Source organism: Marixanthomonas spongiae (assembly GCF_003095375.1).
In the GTDB taxonomy this organism is placed as follows: Bacteria; Bacteroidota; Bacteroidia; order Flavobacteriales; family Flavobacteriaceae; genus Marixanthomonas; species Marixanthomonas spongiae.
The window spans coordinates 24,881-42,472 of sequence record NZ_QEHR01000005.1; the positions used below are offsets into that span (position 1 = coordinate 24,881).

Here is a 17,592-nt window from a genome sequence, read left to right on the forward strand (position 1 = left end):
AATCATGGAAGCAGGTAAAGTTATTAATTTAGTTCAGGAGCCCGAAGTGTTCTACCGTATTCAAAATAAATATGATAGGATTATAAGCGTTTTAGGCGGTAGTACGCAAGTATCACAGGTAGTAAACAGTGATATAGACCTCATAAAAATAACCCGAAAGGGCTTGCCTACATCGGTTGTTTCCACATTGAGCAAGGTCTTGGGTATTTCCATGGAAAAAATGAGCAATTTGCTTCATATTTCGCATCGTACCATACAGCGAAAGGGAAGCAACGATTTGTTGAATGTGTACAGCACAGAGCAAATCCTTGAAATTGCCGATGTCATTTCCCGGGGCATCGAGGTTTTGGGTACTCTCGATAATTTTACAGCTTGGTTGCATTCCGAAGTCCGCGCTTTAAATTATGCCAAGCCGCTCGATTTCCTCGACACCAGCTTTGGTACCAAGCTCGTTAAAGATATTTTGGGCAGGATTGAACATGGTGTTTATTCCTAATCGCTTTTTTTATTTTGAAACTTTACAGAATAGCCAAAAAAAAATTCATTACCGATGTTAGTGGCGAAGGTGCCAGGCTTTACGGTGGGCGTTGGAACAAAACAGGCGATGCGATGCTTTATTGTTCGCAGCATCTGTCGCTTTGTGTGTTGGAAATTTTAGTGCATTTAGATTATCAATATTTTACCGACGATCATTATTTTATTGAAACTGAAATTGCAGACAAGGATATATTTTTCTTAAAAGAAATTGAAAACGTCCATATCAATTGGCGGAACAACCCTCCTTTATCGAGCACACAGGATTATGGTTCCAACTGGTTGCAAAACTCTGGACAGCTTGCTATGGGTGTTCCTTCGGCTGTATTGCCTTTTGAATACAATATCCTTCTTAACCCAAAGCACCCCGATTTCCCGAAAATTAAATTTTCAAAAGAGAAAATTTTGGACATTGATTCGAGAATACAGGTGTGATAGGGCAGCTACCTGAATTTTTTCCGATAAGAAGAAACAGTATCTAATATATCACAAGGTCAAGAGCCACGTACGCTGCAACTTCCTGAATTTTTTGAGTTCGTGCCGCAATAGATTTAGAAACTCTTTTCCATTACTGTTAGAACGTTCCAAGCGTTCGCAGTTTTTATACAACAGGTTGGTCAACCGGGTCACCGAAGCTGCGTGTTTGTGTTTGGCCTCAGAAAAAAGTTGGCTTTCGGCCTTCAATATCTGTGGTGCCAAATTTGTGGATTGCTGCACCATATCACCTGTAAAATAAATATGGTGGTCTTCTGTTCCATCTTCTTTTAAAATGGCTAAATCGTGGGCCAAATATTCTGAAATCCTCCTTGAAAGGGCAAAGATATCCTCCGCCTTTTTATAAAGTGCTGTTTGAGGAATTTTATGTGGAAGGTGAGTGGCCATGGCACCAAGTACTTTATTAAGTTATAATAACACAAATTTACTAAGATAATTACTTATTTGTCAATGTAATTTAAGGCAAATAATTATATTTGGAATAAATTTTAAACTTATTTATTTAAAAACCTTAAAAATGATTGATGACCTAAATTGGAGGATTTTAAAGCATTTACAAGAAAATGCCAGGCTTTCCAGTGCCGAAATAGGCCGAAGGGTAGGAATGAGCTCTCCGGCTGTAACCGAACGTATAAAGAAAATGGAAGATGCCGGCGTGATCCATGGATACCACACCGTGGTTTCGCCCTTCGAAGCAGGATATCAACTAAAAGCGATTATTACCTTGCGGGCATTTATGGGAAAGCTGAAGCCTTTTCTTGAAAAAGTAAAAACCTACGATGAGGTGTTGAATTGTTATCGAATAACCGGCAACGAGAACATAGTGATGGAAGTGGCGCTGAAAAACCAAAAACACTTAGAAAATTTCATCGACCAATTGATTGTGTATGGCGAAACCAAAACCCAGATTGTACTTTCACATGTGGTTAAAAACAACGAAATTAAGAAAGCTTAACGTTTTTACGGGCTATCAGTTAAACTTATATCAATTAAGGAGATATTGGCAATAAGCCGATAAGGTGTGTATTATTTTTGATCCAAATCAACTACAACTACGATTATGAAAAATTATACATTCCATTTCTTATTGATAACCATTATTACTGCGATTTTAGGATTTTCAGGATTTGAATTCCCCGGCAGCACCGTCATTCGTTTTGCATGTTTGGTTTCAAGTGTCGGGTTGCTTATTTCCTGTTTAGACGCTGTACTCATTACCCGAAGAAACAGAAAAATGAAGAAACAGATGAGCACCAAAAAAGTTACGAGCGAGAATACTTCTAATCGTTTCGATAACAAAACGACATCTTAATGATTTCCTGTAAAGAAGGTGTTATATTTTTTCAGAAATATTCGCTTAAATAGGTTTTTCTGAATAAATTGTGGATAATTGTATATTTATCCAAAATTTTAATATGAAACAGTTCTTAAGCCTGATTTTTTTACTGATATGTTTTTTTCCTTTTGCCCAAACCGATAAAGAACTGATTGAAGAAATTGAAACATATCACGCTTCAGAAAACAAAACCTTTGCCTCGGCCGAAACCACCATTTTGACCAAAAAAGATTTTAAGATCTTTAAGGAATTGGAATTTTATCCAATCAATTTAAAATACAGAGTCGAGGCCACTTTCATAAGAACTCCCAATGAAACCCCTTTTTTAATGCCAACCACCACAGATAGGTTGCCAGAATACGTAAAATATGGGGAAGCACACTTTACTTTAGATGGCCAAAAATTAAAACTGAACCTCTACCAAAACACCCAACCTTACGATGAGCCGGGCTATGAGGATTATTTGTTTTTACCCTTTACCGATTTAACCAGCGGGGATGGCTCCTACGGTGGCGGACGATTTTTAGATGCCAAGATACCAGAGGGCGATACCATTATATTGAACTTTAATAAGGCTTACAACCCATATTGCGCTTACAATGCACGGTATTCGTGTCCCATTCCGCCTAAAGAAAATAATTTATCGGTGCGTATTGAAGCGGGGGTAAAAGATTTCAAAAAGCATTAAAGAAATTTTACCAAGTACATACCACCAAAAACGGCGGCAAACCCAATAATAAAACTGCCCATTGTATAAAGTGCAAAGTGTAAAAAATCGCCCGAACGCAAAAAGACGTGGTTTTCATAAGCGAAGGTGGAAAAAGTGGTAAATCCTCCGCAAAAGCCCGTAGCAAGAAACAAAACTGTGTTTTGCGAAATGGAGTTATGCTTAAAAAAGAGTCCTAAAATAATCCCGATAATAAAACTGCCAATTATATTTGCCGTCATGGTGCCGTAGGGGATGCCCGTTTCTGCGCTGTTGAGGTGTTTGCTTATCCAGTACCGCAATGAGCTGCCTATGCCACCACCAATAAATACCAATATCAATTGTTTCATTTAAAGTCCTTTTGGCTTTGTTTTTTGCTGAATAGGAATATATATTTCGGTAATCCAGTTGGCAGGATTCGGCACTTCTCCGGGATCGTTTGTGTAAACTTCAAACATATTGGCGTTGGTATCCCTTTCCAGATTATTTTCCGCTATGTACTGCTCTGCTTTTTTATATGCTTGAGATAGATTGGTATAATTTCCCTTAAGGGTAGTTTTTACGGCAGTAGAAGGTTCCATAAAACCTGTTAAAACGGGGCTTCCCTCTGGGGTTATTACCCGGTCTTTTACAGGAACGGCAGCCGAGAAAATAACGGTTCCATTGGCTTGGTCCATAGCGTTGTAAATGGTAAAGGGCATTCCCGAAGGCTGTATGTTGTTTTGTTGCATATATCCCGTGACCTGGCCAAACATGGAACCCATTTTTTTGCTGATTTCAGATAATTTGGATGCAGTTGTATTGTACATATAATAACCGCCGCTGTACCGGGTTATGCCATCAACGTTTATGGAATATTGTTCCATGCTTTCGTTCACTACATCTTCGAGGTTGTTTAATCCGTTCTCGAACATTTTTGAAAGCCCGGTTTCTATATCGTCTTCTTGAAATGCCATAAACACCTTTTCCATAAAAGATTGTTCTCCTTTCATACCCCACGTTACCTTAGTTTGCCCAGGGGTTTCAGTATCTTCAAAATACCAATATACTTCGCTTTTGCTGTCGCCAATTGGCGTGTTGAAAATAATTTCTTGCTCAATCTCTTTATTAGGTATTACTTTCACTGTTTTCATTGACCCATCACCAACAGCATCGCTGGTCCACGAATACGAAGCTCCTTCTCCTTCGGTCTTTTCGGCATAATCAATCTTCATGTTTTCATCTTCTTCCATCCACGGCCCCCACTGTGGCCAGCTTTTAAAATCTTTCACGTTATTGTACACCACTTCGGCAGGGGCGTTTATGGTTTTTGTTTCAGAAACATCAAAACTGCCATCCTGGGTCGCAAAATAAATAGCGGCACCGATTATTACAATCAAAATAAGGAAAAGGAGGTATTTTAAAATTTTCATTTACGGAAGTTTGTTGGTTATAATCCATAAAGATAATCATTTTAACATAATAGGGCTATTTAGGGTGTTTCTTTGGTTGCTATGAATTTACTACATTTGCTGAAACTAAAAATCAACAAAATGAAGAATACTTTTATCTTGGCTGCTTTTTTGAGCGGCTTGCTGTTTTTTTCGTGTGCTGAAGAAAAAAATAAAAAATCCACACCGGAAGTTGCTGAAACAACGTCCCAAACCGATGATTTTGACTATCAAGTAGATCAATTTGCCGATATTAGGATATTGCGTTATCAAATTCCTGGCTGGGAAGACCTTTCTTTAAAAGAACAAAAACTGGTGTATTACCTTACCCAAGCAGGGTTGGAAGGCCGTGATATTATTTGGGATCAAAATTACCGTCACAACCTAAAAATACGTGAGGCGCTGGAAAATATTTACACCACCTATGAAGGCGACAAAGCTACAGACGATTGGAAAAACTTTGAAACCTACCTGAAAAGGGTGTGGTTTTCCGGTGGCATACACCACCATTACAGCACGGCCAAAATGAAGCCCGATTTCAGTAAAGAATATTTGCAAACATTACTGGACGAAACCAATACCCAACTTACGGGAGAAGCTTTTGAAGTATTGTTCAACGATAAAGATTCTAAAAAGGTAAACCTGAGCAAAGATGCCGATATTGTTAAAGAAAGTGCCGTGAATTTTTACGGTCCCAATGTAACCACGGCCGATGTGGAAAATTTTTACGGAAACGTGAAAGTAGATGATAACGAGCCCATTGAAGTTGGTTTGAATACGAAACTGGTCAAGGAAAATGGCAAGTTGGTCGAGAAAACCTGGAAAAGTGGGGGTATGTACGGTTCGGCAATCGATAAAATAGTGGAATGGCTGGAAAAAGCCAAAGGAGTCGCCGAAAACCCACAACAAGAAAAAGCGTTAAGCCTGTTGATTGAATATTACAAAACCGGCAGCTTAGATACGTGGGATGACTATGCCGTGGCTTGGGTAGAATCTACTGAAGGTGACATCGACTGGATCAACGGATTTATTGAAGTCTATAACGACCCAAAAGGGTATAAAGGCTCTTATGAATCGATTGTACAAATCAAGGATTTTGATATGTCCAAAAAAATGGCCGTTCTTTCTGAAGAAGCACAATGGTTTGAAGATAACTCCCCTTTGATGGAAGAACATAAAAAAGACAGTGTTAAAGGAGTATCATACAAAACAGTTATCGTCGCCGGGGAAGCCGGGGATGCCTCTCCCAGCACGCCCATAGGTGTGAACTTGCCCAACAACAATTGGATACGCCAAGCTCATGGAAGCAAATCTGTTTCTTTGGGCAACATTATAAACGCTTATAACAATGCCGGCGGAAGTGGTCGTTTGCACGAGTTTGCCCATGATGAAGAAGAAGTAGAACTGGAAGAAGAATACGGCAAAAATGCCGATAAATTGCACACCGCCCTTCACGAAGTAGTGGGGCATGCTTCTGGACAGATAAACGAAGGTGTTGGTACTCCAAAAGAAACATTGAAAAGCTATAAATCTACCATCGAAGAAGGCCGTGCCGATCTTTTTGGGCTGTATTACCTAATGGATCCCAAAATTGAAGAGTTGGGGCTTACCGATAACTGGGAAAAAACAGGGAAAGCCGCTTACGACGGGTACATCCGTAACGGTTTGATAGGCCAGTTGGTTCGTTTGGAATTGGGTGACGACGTAGAAGAAGCTCATATGCGCAACCGCCAATGGGTAAGTGCTTGGGCATTCGAAAAAGGAAAAGACGAAGGCGTGATCGAAAAAGTAACCCGCGACGGTAAAACGTATTACGACATTAAAGACTACCAGAAATTGCGTGAGATTTTTGGCGAACTGTTGCGCGAAACACAGCGTATTACTTCCGAAGGTGATTATGAGGCTGCCAAAGCCTTAGTTGAAGATTACGGTGTAAAAGTAGATCAAGAACTTCATAAAGAGGTATTGGAGCGAAACAAGCAGTTTAAGTCGCCTCCTTACAGCGGTTTTGTTAATCCGGTAATCGTTCCAAAAACGAATGAGGAAGGTGCTATAGAAGGTTTCAGTATTGAACAACCCGCTTCTTTTGAAGAGCAGATGTTGCAATATTCTGAACAATTTGGAAATCTTCCGGTGGAAAATTAATCAATCCGGATTGATCTTAATAAGAATGAAAAACCTCCTTGGAAATTTCCGAGGAGGTTTTTTTAATGAAACAAAATTTAAATAGTTAGATGAGCTTTCAAAAATAAGGTATAGCTGTCTTTAAATAAATACCCGTTATTGGGTATTTTCAAAGAAGAAACTTTAATGGCACAGATTATAAAAATCACATAATTCTTGATCGATTTGTTTTTGGGTTAAACCTAATTGCAAGAGGTTTTCTGTAAGTTTTGTAATTTCATTTTTTTCCCGTTCATAATCTGCAGCTGTAAGGTATTTAAAAGCGTTAAACTTAATTTGAGTAAAATTAGGAAACTCTTTTTGAGATACACCCCACGCAAAAGAATTGCCTTTTGTGAGCAGGACATCATCAACAAAAAGAGTAATGGAATTACCGTACACGCCTATTTTCGAAAGTGTGTTAGTGGTATTGTTTCTTAAGAAAAAATAATAGTATTCATTCGGTTTTTTTTCATTCCACGAAAAAGTGATTTCATTACTGAAAATACGTATGCTGTCTTTGGGTTCTATTAATATATCCAGCAAATTGTCCCGATAAACGTTACCGGTATGCTGCTTGGTGTTTTCGGCACCTTTTAATTGTTTCCAAACATAGGTAAAGTATTTTTTGGAGAAAGTGTCTTCATCAAACGGTTTGGGATAGCTTTTAATTTCCGGAACATTATATTTCCCGGTATCGTTAAGTTCATATAGCCTTCCTTCCTGATCGACAAACAATACCTTGTTGTCTTTTAAAAGTTCGATAGTGCCACTTTTTACCAAAGCACCTTTTTTTAGTGTTTTAGTAGAACTGTCAATAGTATTGGTAGGAGAACCTTCGGTTTTATAAACTATGAATTCTTGTGCTTGCGTCGAAAGCGATGCTAAAAAGAAAATAAACATCAATCTTGAAAAAAATAGCTTTTCCATTTGTATCTTTTGTTTAATTTAAAAATCAAAATTTTATATAATCCTATGAACTCTACGCTTAACACCAGTACAGCAATAATCAATTCTGGTTTAAAAAGAATATTTATTTTATATAACCATAATGAAAACCATAATAGAAATACTGTAAACAAAAGTTGAACAATCTTTTTATTGAGCATATAACTCACAGGTTTTTTAGTACTGGCATACATAAAATACAACAGCGCTAAATATGAGATTATTCCAGTTATAAATAATATTGCCCAATTAGGTATTACTTTAATAAAATCATTGTTTATGAGCATTGCAATAATATTAGCGTGGATTAGGACACCAAACATATCTGGAGGGCTTTTACCTGCTGTTTTAATGTTCAAAGGAGTGAAAAATTTATCTTCAATATCATAGTAATTATTATGGGGGGTGCCCAAGTAGCCAATCAATACAATTTTATCTTTTAAAAAAGGATGGGTATCTGTTTCCATAAATTCTTGGTACGAGAATGTAAAAAACTGATCTGATGTGCCACTGTAATTTATTGGTATTGGTTTTGAAAGCTTCTCTCTCATTCTTTTATGGTTCCATTTATCTTCCAAAAATTGTTTTGAAACCAGTGTTGAAAAAGATGTTTGTGTACTGTCGCTAATATTTTGATAGCCTTCGAACTCCCGTATAACATCTGTTTTTAAATTAAAATTTAAATTGGAATACCCTACAAGTTCAGGGTTTTTTATAAAGGGAGCGGCGTTGTAGGCCCAAGATTTGCCTAAAAAAGCTTTGGAAAGTATGACGTTGTCGGGCTGCAAACTGTTGCCTAAAAGAGAATCTACATAGCTGTCCTTTTTATCTTTGAAGACTATATCAAGACCAATTACTTTTGGTTTTTGTTTTTTTACGTGTTCTATTAATTGATGTATTTGAAACCTGTCCTTGTGTTCTATATTGACCACCACAATATCTTTAACAGGTTTTTTATCGAACATTTCCTGCGAATAATAGAGGTCTAAAAAACTAAAGTCTTTAAATGCATTTGTGAATGGATTAAATATAGAAAGATTAACAATGAGAAATGAAATTAAGTAAATTACAATTACTGAAAATACAAGGCACAGGCCCGCATCTTTCATCAATAATTTAAAACTCTGTTTCATTTTTTGTTGATTTTAGTTGCTTTGGAAAGTGCCGCTGCAACAATACCTGCGGGTACCGTTACAATGCCTAAACCGACAATTAAGATACAGAACGTAAACAATTTACCTCCAGTGGTAATAGGATATATATCGCCATAACCAACAGTTGTTAAAGTTGAAATAGACCACCACAGGCTGTGGAAAATAGATTTAAATTTTTCTGGTTGTACCTCATGTTCAAAATAATAAATGCCTACAGCCGATAGATACAATAAAATGGCTGTTATAAACAAAAACAAAATAACTTCTTCTTTGGCCTCTACGGCGGCTGTTTTAAAACGAGTAAGGGCTTTATTATAGCGAACTAGTTTTAATACCCGAAAGATTCTAAAAACCCTGAAAGCCCTAAGCGATCTTAAATCTACACCAATAGCGATGTAAAATGGCAAAATGGCCAATAAATCAATAATACCATAAAAACTGAAAATATAACTAAGTTTAGAGCTTGAAAAGTAAATACGTAAGATGTATTCAATTGTAAAAACCGCAATACAGACAACATCGAAAATTTTTAAAAAGATTACAGTTTTTGGGTGAAGGTTTGGTATGGTTTCTACCGCAAAAGCAATCATGGAAAGCACGATGAGTATTTGAATAAAAATATCAAAACGCCTTCCTAATCTGGAATTTACATTGGTGATCATGTTTCTTAAAAATTGCAAGGAAAAATTTTTAGTTTACCATTGGCCTAATCTCGTTAAGTAGTTAATGGCCTCTACATTTCCTTGCTTTGCAGCTTTTTTCCACCAGGATACTGCCAAATCTTTATCTTTTTTAACTCCTTTTCCTTTATAATAAAGCCAACCTATTCGTTCTTGAGCGTGAGCGTTGCCTTTATTTGCTGGGGTGATGTACATGTTGTAAGCATCAGGGTACATTCGTTTATTAAAATAAGAATCTCCCTTGATCACTTGTTTTGCGATAGTTTCAACTTTAGTCTCTTTAGATTCTGTTTTTTTAACAGGAATGCTCTTTTTCGGATTTTCTTCGGCTTCAACTTTTGCTAAACCTTCTGCTGCATATGGGTGGTTGCCTTCTGCAGCTTTATTGAACCAAAACCGTGCATTTTTTAAACTTTTAGACACGCCGTACCCCTCAAAATAGCAAGTTGCTGCCATATACTGTGCTTCAACATCACCTTGTTGTGCTGAAGAAATATACCAGTTTAATGCTTTACTGGCATCTTTTTCCACACCCCTTCCATATAAGTAGAGATTTCCTAAAAGATGTTGGGCTTCTGCATTTTTGCTTTCTGCTGCTTTTGTCAATAACTTGAATGCTTTACTGTACTCTTCATTTTGAATGTAAAGAGCAGCCTTCTCAACAGATTCTTTTACGCTCATCCCATTAATGCCTTCTTCAATTTTTTCAAACTCACTGGTGGCTATTACTTCAATTATATCACTGTTTTTATCTGCATCTTGTGATCGGGTCAAAAATTGGTTTCCAAAAATGATGGCTTTATCGTAGTTTTTATTTTTATAGTATGATTTGCTTAAATGGTACACTACAGATGTATTTGCAAAAAAAGCAGTGTTGTCTATAGGTGAGTTGGTATATAACTCACTAATTTCCTTTATTCTTTGGTCTTTATCGAGGCCCTCAATGCTTAAATAGTTGACATACGCATCCATTGCTTTTTCTTGATTCTCTATACCTGTGTAGCAGATCGCTTCAAAATAACGTATATCTTCAGTGTAACCTTTATAATACCTGTTTCTGGCGACGCTTAGTTGCTTTAAGGTCTTTTGGTAGTCATCTTTAATTAAGGATCGACTTTTTAATTTATTGTCAATCATCTGCACTAATTTTAGTGCTACTTCACTTTCGTCTTCTTTTCTAACTTTAATAGTGAGGGCTTTGTTTTTTACAGATTTCCAGCCTTCTTCTGCTTTTTGAGTCCTGTCTGCTCGTGCTGGGTGAGACGAAGTGGCTTTTTCAGGTAGTTTACTGGTAACTAACAATGTTTCTTCTAAAGAAGCTCCTAAATTTGCCAGTGCTCGTCCGGCAAAATAATCTGCTTGTAGTTCATAATCATGATTACTGCTGCCGTTATTTAAGCTATGCCCATTTAAATGGTGTCCAATTTCATGTGCAAGTACAAATTTACCAGACCAGTCATTCGAAGTGCTATTGATAAGGCTTTGCAGCCAATCACTATCATATATTATATACCGGACATCTTCACCTTGAATAGGTATGATTTTGGCTACTGCATTTTCAATGTTTGAACATTCTTTAAGCTCAAAACCTGCTTTACTTACCCCTGCAGTTTGAACAATTTCATTAATAATATCTTCTACTTCTTTTGGTGTGCTCATAAAACCCAATCCAATGGTTTGACAAAGTTCATCTACCTCTTCTTCGGTTTCAGCTTTTACCACGTCTTGAAATTTTTGCGAAAAAACAGGGCTTATTGTGAAAAAAATGAAACCCCAAACTACTATTTTTTTCATAATGTTTATTTATATAAATTTCCGACAATAATTTGCCATTGTATTATTGATTGTTTTTTGTTAAGAACGAAACTAAATTTTTCCGTATGCCAATTACTTCTTGGCCTTCTAGATTTATAAAGCCTATTTTTTTGGTTTTTGAATCCAATAAAATTGAAAGCTCACAGTTTTGTGCGCAGAGCTCAAATTGAAAATCAGGTTCAAACGATACTTTTTTGTTGGTAGCAACGACGTAGTTAGCGGGATTTGTAATTTCAGAAATGAACTTATCAACAGCATTTTTTATTATACTGTCTGTTTTTACAGCTTTTTTTCCATATTGGTTTGTGGTTCCTTCAATCAGTACATCTTCAATCTTGTACATGACTATTTTTCGTGTGTTTTGAATATGTCCTAATTTTGCCTTGCCTACTGTTTTTCCCAAATCGACAGTTTCCTCTTTTACTACGTCTTGCGAACTATATATACTTTTTTTTTGTCCTTTACAGCAAATTGTTAGGGCACAGACTAATAGGGTGACAGTTAGCTTTTTCATTTAAGATCGTTTTATGTCCAACACCATCATTGCTGTTGTGCCTTTTTCAAACTTTGCATCAAACTTCATTTTGTTTTTTGACAGTTTCATGTGTTCTTTAGCAATCAAGCTGTCATTAAAAATCATGTATAATTTATCAAGCATATCACCTTCAAGGGTGTCTAATTGTTCTTTTACTTTTTTTGTGTCTATTTTTTCGAGGGAGAAAACAACAATTGTGTAGTCGGAATCAACATCTTTGTTAAGCCTGAAAAAATATTTTTCTCCAGGAATCACCAGCTCGGCTTCTGTATTGTCAAAATATGGGGATATTCCATCTTGATGCGGAAACAGTACCCCGTTTTCACCAGCGCTGTCTGCAGCAAATACATATACGTAGCTTGGTTGGTTAACTTTTGCATACATGCGGTATTTGGTTTCTTTTGGGTAAGAGGTAGTGGTTTTATAGTCACCTACTGTTTTATCGTTGGTTTCTTCTTCTTTTACAACATCTTGCCAGCCCAAAACGCTTTTTTTGAAAGACGCACCCCCTTTTATCACTTGCATTTCGGCACCACCTTTCAGCTCAATTCTTAATTCACCTGCTAAGGTTTTGAGCTTGTTTACCGGTTTAGGTTTTGGGATGATTTCTAATGCATAACGGGTATAATTAACAAAATCATCATATTTTACCCAGATATATCCATTATTGCCCCAATCTGTCCCCCAGCTGTTTATGATTTCAAAAGCACCGCCGTATTTTTCATCATCAAAGCCTACAACGCACATGGCGTGGCCACCTCCAGTTAGTTGATTGTCTGGTACGTAAACTCCTTTGGCAATGTGTAATGCTTTTTCTACCTTAAAACCAATAATTACCGGGTTACCATTGTGTATGGCCCGTTTTACGTTTTCAATTTTTTCTTGTTTGGTTTCGCTACCTACAATAACACGGTTATATTCCTTGATAACATTAGATTTTGCTTTTTCAAAAATAGTTTCAGGAATGTCATCGTCACAAAATTGGGCGTCTTTGTAATCTTCAAAATATGGAGATCCATCTTCTATTAAAGACCTTAAAGCACGGTCCAAGGAGGCGCCTTTTTGGCAATTATAACTATTTTCTTTCGTCGCAGCGTTTAGGTAGGTAAAAATGGGAGAGAAGGCTATTTTATTTATTTCTTCTTGCTCTTTTAACTCTAACTGCTTGGCTTCTACAATGGTACGGCCGTAATAGGCAGTTGCCCAACCGGTACAGGTGCCATATCCTCCTTGACTTCTAACCACAGGAGCATATTTTTTAATCGAAGCCTGAGTTATATCGGCCAGATCATCAAAAAATGCGACATTTTTGGGTTTCGCAGGTATCTCTTCGTAAGCTTCGTCATCAAACACCAACCCTGTACCATGCTGAGCAAGACACAGGGGGGCGATTAATAAAATAATATAAAAAGAAAATTGTTTCATAGAAATTATTTAAACTTTAATTATTGACGGTTGGACAATCCATCAAGATCTTCGAATAAACGACCCTCTCCCTCATCTATGTATTCGTCATTCACATCGTCATTTTTTTCAATAATAATTAATCCATATTCAGCATCGATAATCCCATTTTGCCCTATACTTCCTGAAATTGCTATCCCGTTTATAAACGTAACAGGACCAGATGAACCGGGACTTGTTCCGCTGGTTTTGACGATAATCGTGAAGTTATTACCAGAACCAGTTATGTAGGATTCAACCCCTGTTTCCGTCGAAACGCTGTTCCCGTCAGAATCAATTTGTGAACCGGAGTATTCTATTTTTAAGCTTTCATTATCTTGGCCAAATAAAGAAATTAACTTATCTAAAAAAACATCGCCCGTTTCATAGCCGTCCCCAGGAATATTGGTGGCTTTTAATGTGAAAGGACTCATTAAGTAAGTTCCTTCTACTTCTGGCGGGGTGTTTCCTGTGTTAACGGTTATTCCTAAGTCTAACAAACCTTGGTAGGCATCTTCGGTTAAAAAGTCTATAATATCGTCTTCTGTTCCTGTAAAACCTAAATCTTCGCCATCTTCAAGGAATGATGCTTCTGATTCAACATCGCAGGACGCCAGACCCAACAGCGATATAAAAAGTGTAATGTATATATATGATTTTTTCATTGTATTGTGTTTTAAATTGAGTGTTTTAAAGTATGTTGAAACGTAAGGAAATGTTCAGCGTAACAGGGGTTTTGTTTTTAAACGTCACTTCGTCCACTTGATCTTCAACGCCTAATAACTTTTCGTTGTTAAAAGTAAAAAGAGTAGGGGTTGTCAAAGCATCGGCCCCTACAAAAACTCCATTAACAATTTTCCAAGTTAGCCGTAGTCCTCCAGCCACATAATAACTGCTTCCGTAACTAACCTCGTCCGACTTTCGTTGAAAATGTAGCCACCCCAATCCAAGTAATGGAGATATTTCAAAATTTGTGTCGATGGGATCACCTAAAGCGAAATCATATTTTAGAGCAAAATACCCATCATAAGCCCTAATATCTTCTCCGCCAATAATCGAAAAGTATCCCAAGGATCCAAATCCTAAACCAGATTCGTTAAAATCTGCGTTGACCACTAAGCCTATACCTACGTTAAAAATGTTTTCATCATTTGAAAAACTCTGTGTGTCCCCATCTTGGGTAATTTGAATTTCATCGATGAATAATGGAATAGGCATAAACATTACGCCTAAAGAATATTCTTTGAAGGTTTGTACCTTATCTTGTGCGAAAGATTCTTCTAAAGCATACTCATAAGTTTCTCCGGGAGCTTGTGGAAATAAGCTGGTTTCTTGTGCTTTAGAAGTGGCCCAGCACAAAACGCACAACACAATTAATGTAATTTTTTTCATAATTAAAATTTGGTTTATAATTTTTGTTAAAAGTAAGTTAAGAGGGAATAGTAGTAAATACCCATTATTGGGTATTTTTTGTAAGAAATGCCTTTTTCGATTCGCTATTGTTGTATTTATAAGCCAAAGATTGCAGTTGTCGGCTTCCTTTTATCTTGAGTTTTTTAATAATGTTTTTTCTATGGGTGCCAACTGTTTGTTGGCTTATGGAGAGCATTGCTGCAATTTCTTTAGAGCGCAATCCGTTGCCCACCAACGTGAATATTTGAATCTCCCTCGGGCTGAGGTTTTTGATTTTCGGACTTTTTTGCTCTAATATTAAAGAATAGTAAATTGCCTTGTCTATTATCCTTTTGCTTTCTGATATCTGTTTCAAGGCGTCCAATACAGCTATCGTTTCATTATTATTTAACTGTAACGAATTTTTTTTTGCCTTTTTAAGAAGTTCCGTTATTTTTTTGTACGTGTTCACAGCACAAAAGTAGATGCTTTACAAAATGCATAAAATACCCAATTCAGGGTATTTTTTTAGTGAAGCACTTGTTTTTCTTGCGTAATATCGAAAAAAAAAGAAAAAATGTCTTTTTATCCCTTTATATAGGTTTTAACAGCCAGAAGAAGCAAAATAAAAACAATAAAACCCAGTAGTATCCAAAAAGTTCCTTTGTAGTGTTTTTTATGGCGGTTGATGTCTTTTCTATAGCTATATATAATAATAACAATAAATGCAATTGCAGCAAGAATAGCAAAAACCCATTGACCGGTAGTAAACATAAAAGTGTATTTTTATCAAAACAAAAATACAATTAAACAAATCAATATGAAGCATAAAATTGCCGCGGTGAGCAAATTTCATCAAGCTTTTGGCTTAGGGATTAATAAAACTCCCACAGCAAACTTGGGAACCGAAAAAAACTTGTTGCGCTATACTTTGATGTGTGAAGAAAATGAAGAATATTTAGAGGCCGCGAATGCCAATGACTTGGTAGAAGTGGCCGATGCCTTGGGCGATATGCTTTATATATTGTGCGGGACCATTATTGAGCACGGGATGCAACACAAAATAGAAGAAATATTCAACGAGATACAACGTAGCAACATGAGCAAATTAGGTGCCGATGGCAAACCTATTTGCAGGGAAGACGGTAAAATTTTAAAAGGCCCTGATTATTTTAAGCCCAATATCCAGGCTATTTTGAAAAATGAATAAAGACTTTCAGTACTAAAATAACCTATGCAACAGGATACCGCCAGCCAAACGGATCGTCGGCCCTGTTTTGCTGGATGTCCATCAACTCCTTTTTAAAACGTTTGGCATAACTGTCTTCTTGTTTGGGAATGTCATACACCGTTTCCTGATAGCTGAAAGCACTCACAGGACTGATTACGGCAGCAGTACCTGCACCGAAAATTTCTTTTAAGGTCCCATTTTTTGCTGCTTCTACCAACTCTGAAACCTGAATACGCCTAACTTCTGCTTTAATGCCATTATGTTCTGCCAATTTAAGCACACTTTTTCTTGTTACTCCGTCTAAAATTCGATCACTGGTCGGTGCAGTGATCAACGTATCGCCAATCCTGAAAAAAACATTCATCGTACCCGCTTCTTCCAAATATTTATGTTCTTTGGCGTCGGTCCAGATAACCTGCTGAAACCCTTTTTCGCGAGCCAAATTGGTAGGATAAAATTGAGCGCCATAATTTCCGGCCGCTTTGGCAAAACCAACTCCACCATCGGCAGAGCGGCTAAACTGTTCTGCGATCACTACCCGTACATCGCCCGTGTAATAGGCTTGAGCAGGTGCCATAATGATCATAAATTTATATTCATCAGAGGGTGCCGCAGAGACGCCTACTTCGGTCGCCATAGCAAAAGGACGTATGTAAAGCGAATTTCCTTCGCCCGGTTGCACCCAATCTTTGTCCAACTGGACTAAGGTATGGAGCGCTTCAAAAAAGAATTCCCTCGGAAATTCAGGAATGGCCATACGCTTGGACGAAATGTTTATACGCTTAAAGTTATCCTCCGGGCGGAACAGAAACACCTCGCCTTGGTCATCCTTATAGGCTTTCATCCCTTCAAAAACGGCCTGTCCATAGTGAAACACCTTTGTGGCGGGCGACAGTTCCAAATTACCATAAGGTTTAATGGTAGGATTCTGCCATTTACCGTCCTTATAATCGCACTCAAACATATAATCGGTAAAATTTTTACCAAAGGTCAAGTTGTCAAAATCCACTTGATCTAATTTCGATTTCTTTATTTTTTCGACTGTTATATGTTCGTTGGTTGCAATACTCATGGGATAGGATGTTTAGTGTTCAAAATTAGTTAAAATTTACACCATAAAAAATGTAAAAATTCCTTAAAATTGTAGAAGATTAAGATACAATTAATTTCTGAAAAAATAATCATGAAAAATTTTCTAATTGCATTTGTATTGGTGTTTATTGCTGTAAGTTGTAAAAATGGCACTAAAGAAGAACCGGTTGAGGCCCAAAAAACCGAAACCGAGCAAACCACCGAAAACAACAAGGATATGGCCTACCAATCTTTCGGGGAAGAAATTGACGATGCCAACGTGATGAGCGCTGCCGATATGAAAGCAAAATTTGAAGGTATGCAAGTGGGCGATACCGTTGCTGTAAAGTTCCGCTCGGCAGTGAATTCCGTTTGCCAGAAAAAAGGATGCTGGATGCGCTTGGACATTGGCGGGGAAGAGGAAGCTTTTGTAAAGTTTAAGGATTACGGTTTTTTTATGCCCAAAGACATTGCCACCGAAGAAGTGATCGTTGCAGGAAAAGCCTATGTTGAAAAAACAAGCGTGGAAGACCTGAAGCATTTTGCAGAAGATGCCGGTAAAAGCGAAGCCGAAATCGCTGCCATTACCGAACCAAAGACTACCTACGCCATTCTATCGCACGGCGTACTATTGCCCGAAATGGCCGAAAAGCAATAGC

General features: G+C 37.3%; 22 protein-coding genes. 8 read left to right on the forward strand and 14 right to left on the reverse strand.

What is annotated here, in order from left to right; translation table 11 throughout:
• Positions 1 to 4: 4 nt before the first annotated feature.
• A complete protein-coding gene (gene parS / locus DDV96_RS08275) occupies positions 5 to 496 on the forward strand; it encodes a type II RES/Xre toxin-antitoxin system antitoxin (RefSeq protein WP_116694299.1) in 492 nt (163 codons plus the stop codon).
• A gap of 14 nt (positions 497 to 510) precedes the next feature.
• Positions 511 to 969: an RES family NAD+ phosphorylase gene (locus DDV96_RS08280; RefSeq protein WP_165805987.1), complete on the forward strand. Its 459-nt coding sequence runs from the start codon at positions 511 to 513 to the stop codon at positions 967 to 969.
• A 51-nt stretch (positions 970 to 1,020) separates the two neighbouring features.
• On the opposite strand, the gene DDV96_RS08285 is transcribed toward DDV96_RS08280, so the two are convergent.
• Entirely contained in the window at positions 1,021 to 1,416 is a 396-nt protein-coding gene (locus DDV96_RS08285; RefSeq protein WP_116694301.1) for a hypothetical protein, read from the reverse strand.
• Positions 1,417 to 1,546: 130 nt separating this feature from the next.
• Between DDV96_RS08285 and DDV96_RS08290 the strand changes: the two genes are divergently transcribed.
• The 3 genes from DDV96_RS08290 (at position 1,547) to DDV96_RS08295 (ending at position 3,053) form a co-directional block, all read left to right on the forward strand.
• The gene (locus DDV96_RS08290) at positions 1,547 to 1,984 is read left to right on the forward strand and encodes an Lrp/AsnC family transcriptional regulator (protein ID WP_116694302.1); all 438 of its coding nucleotides are present in this window, start codon (positions 1,547 to 1,549) and stop codon (positions 1,982 to 1,984) included.
• 105 nt (positions 1,985 to 2,089) lie between these two features.
• Positions 2,090 to 2,341 (forward strand): hypothetical protein, encoded by a 252-nt coding sequence (locus DDV96_RS15780; RefSeq protein ID WP_133240830.1) that lies wholly within the window; start codon positions 2,090 to 2,092, stop codon positions 2,339 to 2,341.
• Between the two features lie 103 nt (positions 2,342 to 2,444).
• Positions 2,445 to 3,053, forward strand: coding sequence for a DUF1684 domain-containing protein (locus DDV96_RS08295; protein ID WP_116694303.1), 609 nt, complete (start codon positions 2,445 to 2,447; stop codon positions 3,051 to 3,053).
• On the opposite strand, the gene crcB is transcribed toward DDV96_RS08295, so the two are convergent.
• Both crcB and DDV96_RS08305 read right to left on the reverse strand, forming a co-directional pair.
• Positions 3,050 to 3,421, reverse strand: a complete 372-nt coding sequence (crcB, locus tag DDV96_RS08300) for a fluoride efflux transporter CrcB (protein ID WP_116694304.1) — start codon at positions 3,419 to 3,421, stop codon at positions 3,050 to 3,052. The genes DDV96_RS08295 and crcB overlap by 4 nt on opposite strands.
• Positions 3,422 to 4,483 carry an SRPBCC family protein gene (locus DDV96_RS08305; protein WP_116694305.1) on the reverse strand — a complete coding sequence of 354 codons (1,062 nt, stop codon included), beginning with the start codon at positions 4,481 to 4,483 and terminating at the stop codon, positions 3,422 to 3,424.
• 120 nt (positions 4,484 to 4,603) lie between these two features.
• Between DDV96_RS08305 and DDV96_RS08310 the strand changes: the two genes are divergently transcribed.
• On the forward strand, positions 4,604 to 6,646 hold the full coding sequence (locus DDV96_RS08310) for a dipeptidyl-peptidase 3 family protein (protein WP_116694306.1): 2,043 nt from the start codon (positions 4,604 to 4,606) through the stop codon (positions 6,644 to 6,646).
• A gap of 162 nt (positions 6,647 to 6,808) precedes the next feature.
• Here DDV96_RS08310 and DDV96_RS08315 read toward each other — a convergent pair whose 3' ends face one another.
• The 10 genes from DDV96_RS08315 to DDV96_RS08360 form a co-directional block, all read right to left on the reverse strand.
• Entirely contained in the window at positions 6,809 to 7,594 is a 786-nt protein-coding gene (locus DDV96_RS08315) for a hypothetical protein (protein WP_116694307.1), read from the reverse strand.
• On the reverse strand, positions 7,567 to 8,745 hold the full coding sequence (locus DDV96_RS08320; protein WP_116694308.1) for a CHASE2 domain-containing protein: 1,179 nt from the start codon (positions 8,743 to 8,745) through the stop codon (positions 7,567 to 7,569). Before DDV96_RS08320 ends, DDV96_RS08315 begins: the two co-directional genes overlap by 28 nt.
• Positions 8,742 to 9,428 carry an ion transporter gene (locus DDV96_RS08325; RefSeq protein WP_116694309.1) on the reverse strand — a complete coding sequence of 229 codons (687 nt, stop codon included), beginning with the start codon at positions 9,426 to 9,428 and terminating at the stop codon, positions 8,742 to 8,744. The genes DDV96_RS08320 and DDV96_RS08325 overlap by 4 nt, the downstream gene beginning before the upstream one ends.
• A 33-nt stretch (positions 9,429 to 9,461) precedes the next feature.
• The gene (locus DDV96_RS08330) at positions 9,462 to 11,240 is read right to left on the reverse strand and encodes a M48 family metalloprotease (RefSeq protein WP_116694310.1); all 1,779 of its coding nucleotides are present in this window, start codon (positions 11,238 to 11,240) and stop codon (positions 9,462 to 9,464) included.
• 43 nt (positions 11,241 to 11,283) lie between these two features.
• A complete protein-coding gene (locus DDV96_RS08335; protein ID WP_116694311.1) occupies positions 11,284 to 11,775 on the reverse strand; it encodes a hypothetical protein in 492 nt (163 codons plus the stop codon).
• Positions 11,776 to 13,221 (reverse strand): C1 family peptidase, encoded by a 1,446-nt coding sequence (locus tag DDV96_RS08340; protein ID WP_116694312.1) that lies wholly within the window; start codon positions 13,219 to 13,221, stop codon positions 11,776 to 11,778.
• Between the two features lie 20 nt (positions 13,222 to 13,241).
• Positions 13,242 to 13,904 (reverse strand): hypothetical protein, encoded by a 663-nt coding sequence (locus tag DDV96_RS08345; protein WP_116694313.1) that lies wholly within the window; start codon positions 13,902 to 13,904, stop codon positions 13,242 to 13,244.
• Positions 13,905 to 13,929: 25 nt separating this feature from the next.
• Positions 13,930 to 14,631: a hypothetical protein gene (locus tag DDV96_RS08350; protein WP_116694314.1), complete on the reverse strand. Its 702-nt coding sequence runs from the start codon at positions 14,629 to 14,631 to the stop codon at positions 13,930 to 13,932.
• Positions 14,632 to 14,695: 64 nt separating this feature from the next.
• On the reverse strand, positions 14,696 to 15,103 hold the full coding sequence (locus DDV96_RS08355) for a response regulator transcription factor (RefSeq protein WP_240607691.1): 408 nt from the start codon (positions 15,101 to 15,103) through the stop codon (positions 14,696 to 14,698).
• A gap of 113 nt (positions 15,104 to 15,216) precedes the next feature.
• Positions 15,217 to 15,405, reverse strand: a complete 189-nt coding sequence (locus DDV96_RS08360) for a hypothetical protein (RefSeq protein ID WP_116694316.1) — start codon at positions 15,403 to 15,405, stop codon at positions 15,217 to 15,219.
• Positions 15,406 to 15,451: 46 nt separating this feature from the next.
• Here DDV96_RS08360 and DDV96_RS08365 point away from each other — a divergent pair, with 46 nt between their 5' ends.
• Positions 15,452 to 15,841 carry a pyrophosphohydrolase domain-containing protein gene (locus DDV96_RS08365; RefSeq protein WP_116694564.1) on the forward strand — a complete coding sequence of 130 codons (390 nt, stop codon included), beginning with the start codon at positions 15,452 to 15,454 and terminating at the stop codon, positions 15,839 to 15,841.
• A gap of 22 nt (positions 15,842 to 15,863) precedes the next feature.
• Here the strand turns inward: DDV96_RS08365 and DDV96_RS08370 are convergent, their stop codons facing one another.
• A complete protein-coding gene (locus DDV96_RS08370) occupies positions 15,864 to 16,934 on the reverse strand; it encodes a branched-chain amino acid aminotransferase (RefSeq protein ID WP_116694317.1) in 1,071 nt (356 codons plus the stop codon).
• 111 nt (positions 16,935 to 17,045) lie between these two features.
• On the opposite strand from DDV96_RS08370, the gene DDV96_RS08375 reads away from it, so the two are divergent.
• Positions 17,046 to 17,591 (forward strand): DUF4920 domain-containing protein, encoded by a 546-nt coding sequence (locus DDV96_RS08375; RefSeq protein ID WP_116694318.1) that lies wholly within the window; start codon positions 17,046 to 17,048, stop codon positions 17,589 to 17,591.
• The last annotated feature ends 1 nt before the right edge of the window (position 17,592 follow it).